We start from the raw sequence: 2,903 nt of genomic DNA on the forward strand, positions 1-2,903 counted from the left end.
GCGGCGATCTCACCGGGCCGCAGTCGATCCCGGCAATACGCGCACCGGCCTTGACGATCGACACGGCATAGCCGGCGCGCCGGTTGCGGATGGCGAGGTAGGGCAGGAAGAACGAGCGGATGAGATCACCGACTTCCGTTGTGCGGCCGGCGCGCAGAGCATTGAAGAAACGCAGCGCGATCTCGGGCGCGAAATTGTAGATCGCCGAGGAGTAGGTCGTCATGCCGATCGCAGCCGCGGCACTGGCATGGACTTCGGCCGTTGGCATGCCGCCGATGAAGACCAGCCGGTCGCCCATGCGGTAGCGTGTTGCGGTGAGGAGTTCGATATCGCCGACGCCGTCCTTGAAGCCGATCAGGTTCGGGCAATCCTGCGCTACACGCTCAAGCGTGTCGGGCGTCAGCACCGCATTGTCCCTGTTATAGGCGATCACGCCGATGCCGACCGAGCGGCAGATGGCCGTCAGGTGGCGACGCAGGCCTTCCTGCTCCGACTTGACCAGATAGGGCGGCAGCACCAGCAGCCCGTCGGCGCCATTGGCCTCGGCGGCCTGGGCGAACTCGACCGCCATATGCGTGCCGTAGCCGACGCCGGCCAGCAGCGGCATCGTATCGGGCACTTCGTCCGACGCCGCCCGCACGACGCGCTTGTATTCCTCAAGCGTCAGCGAAAAGAACTCGCCGGTACCGCCTGCGGCGAACAGCCCGCTCGCCCCGGCTGTGCCTTGGGCCGCGACATGGGCGCGGTAACCGTCCTCGTTGAAGGCACCGTCATCGTCGAAGAAGGTCAGCGGAAAGGACAGCAGCCCGCGCCCAAGGGATCTGGTCAGTTCGGTGGGTGAGAACGTCAAAACGAATACTCCGTGCGAGGGGCCGGCCGATGGGAGGTCGGGCCGGCAAGGATTGTTCTAGCCGTGACTTGCCGGCAGGTTCATATGAGGCCCGGCCGGACTTCGGCCGCGGCAGCTTCGATCGCCCTGGTGCCCAGGCCCGACTTGACGATGCGGATCAGTTCCTCCTCGCTGGTGTCGGCCGTGGAGGCATCGAGCGCGACCTCGCCCGAATGCAGGAAGTTGATGCGATCGCAGACTTCGAAAATCTGGTTGTAGTTGTGGACGATCAGGATCACCGAAACCTGGCGCTGCTGGCGCAGATTCTGGATCAGGCCCAGCACATGCGCGCTCTCGCGCACGCCCAGTGCCGCCAGCGGTTCGTCGAGCACCAGGATCTTCGGCGACGAATAGATCGAGCGGGCAACCGCAATGCACTGGCGCTGCCCGCCCGACAGGAGGTCGACCGTGCTGTTGACGCTGGGGATCGTGATGCCGAGCGTATCGAGATAGAGCTGCGCCTGTTCGCGCATCTTCCTATTGTCCAGCAGGTTCAGGCCAAGGAAGCGCTTGTGGTACTCGCGGCCCAGAAACATATTGTGAAAGACGCTGAGGTCGCCGATCAGAGCCAGGTCCTGATAGACGGTTTCGATGCCTTGGGCGCGCGCATCGCGCGGCGAGGCGAAACGCACCTCCTTACTTTGCGAGACGATCGTGCCGGTATCGGGCTGGTGGAAGCCGGACAGGATCTTGATCAGCGTCGATTTACCGGCGCCATTGTCGCCGACCAGCGCCAGGACTTCGCCCTGGCGCAATTTGATCGAGACGTCGACGAGGGCGGTGACGGCGCCAAAACTCTTGGAGATGTTGGACATCTCCAGCACGACAGGCGCATCGGGTGCCAGCGGCGGAATGGTTGGCGAATTCATACGCGCCTCCGTGTGCGCAGGCGGTCGACCTGGATTGAGAGGATCATCGCGGCGATGATGGCCGCGCCGAGATAGATGTCGGACACAGTGGCCTGGGCGCCGATCATCACCAGGCCGTTGTTGAGCGAGGCGACGACGAAGGCGCCGATCAGCGCGCCGATGACGGTGCCGGAGCCGCCCAGCAGGGAAGTGCCGCCGATGACCGCCGCCGCGATCGCCTGCAAGGTAAGGAACGGGCTGCCGGCCTGCGGATCAGCCGAGGTGAACTGGGCGGTGTTGATGATGCCGGCGAAGGCGGCGCAGCCGCCGGCGATCATGAAATTGTAGATCTTCATGCGGTCGGTGCGCACGCCGATCTCGCGGGCGCCGATGATGTTGGAGCCGGTGGCGATGGTGTGCAGGCCGAAGGTGGTGCGGTTCAGCACCAGCGCCAGCACCAGCACCACCAGCACCGCCCACAGGAAGGGCGTGAACGCGGTGATGCCATGCCAGGACAAGAGCGCATCCGACGGCTGGTACAGGCTCTGCCCGAAGATGGCGTTGAAGGGCTGCTCGACCGGCGCCACGATCGGTTGGCTGTTGTAGATCGAGACGACGATGCCTTGCAGGAAGAACAGCATGCCGACGGTGGTGATCAGCGACGGCACCTTGAAGCGCACGGTGATGATGCCGTTGATGGCGCCGACCAATATGCCGATCAGCACGCCGATCAGCGCACCGACGGCCAGCGGCACGCCATAGGTGACCGACAGCAGCGCCATGACGTAGGGTGCGATCGAGAAGATGGCGCTGAGCGACAGATCGATTTCGCCGGTGATCATCAGCATGACTTCCGCCGCGGCGATCAGGCCGAGCCGGCCGGTGTCGCGCAGCACGACGCTCATGAATTGCGGCGACAGGAAGCCGCCATCGCTGCCGAACTGGAAATAGATCACGAGCACGATGGCGACCACGGCGATGCTGGCCTCGCGATAGCGCGACAGCAGGATCAGCAGCCTCTCGGTCATTGTGTGCGGAACCTTGACGCCGGTCTTCTTCGCAGGCTTGGTTTCTGTGGGCGGCACTCTTGTCTTCCTGATTTCGAACTTTGGGCGAAGAAGAGGATCGGCGACGGGCAGCCGTCGCCACCCCCGCCACATCACGCA

At 64.2% G+C, this 2,903-nt stretch carries 3 protein-coding genes; all 3 read right to left on the reverse strand.

What is annotated here, in order from left to right:
- On the reverse strand, positions 1-850 hold an 850-nt coding region (gene kdgD / locus EN884_RS31550; RefSeq protein ID WP_128360959.1), incomplete at its 3' end, for a 5-dehydro-4-deoxyglucarate dehydratase.
- 80 nt (positions 851-930) lie between these two features.
- Positions 931-1,758, reverse strand: a complete 828-nt coding sequence (locus EN884_RS31555; RefSeq protein WP_063170659.1) for an ATP-binding cassette domain-containing protein — start codon at positions 1,756-1,758, stop codon at positions 931-933.
- Complete coding sequence (locus EN884_RS31560; RefSeq protein ID WP_063170658.1) at positions 1,755-2,822, reverse strand: ABC transporter permease; 1,068 nt, start codon at positions 2,820-2,822, stop codon at positions 1,755-1,757. Before EN884_RS31560 ends, EN884_RS31555 begins: the two co-directional genes overlap by 4 nt.
- Positions 2,823-2,903: the final 81 nt, after the last annotated feature.

It is taken from the genome of Mesorhizobium sp. M7A.F.Ca.AU.001.01.1.1, assembly GCF_004022735.1.
Lineage (GTDB): Bacteria > Pseudomonadota > Alphaproteobacteria > Rhizobiales > Rhizobiaceae > Mesorhizobium > Mesorhizobium ciceri.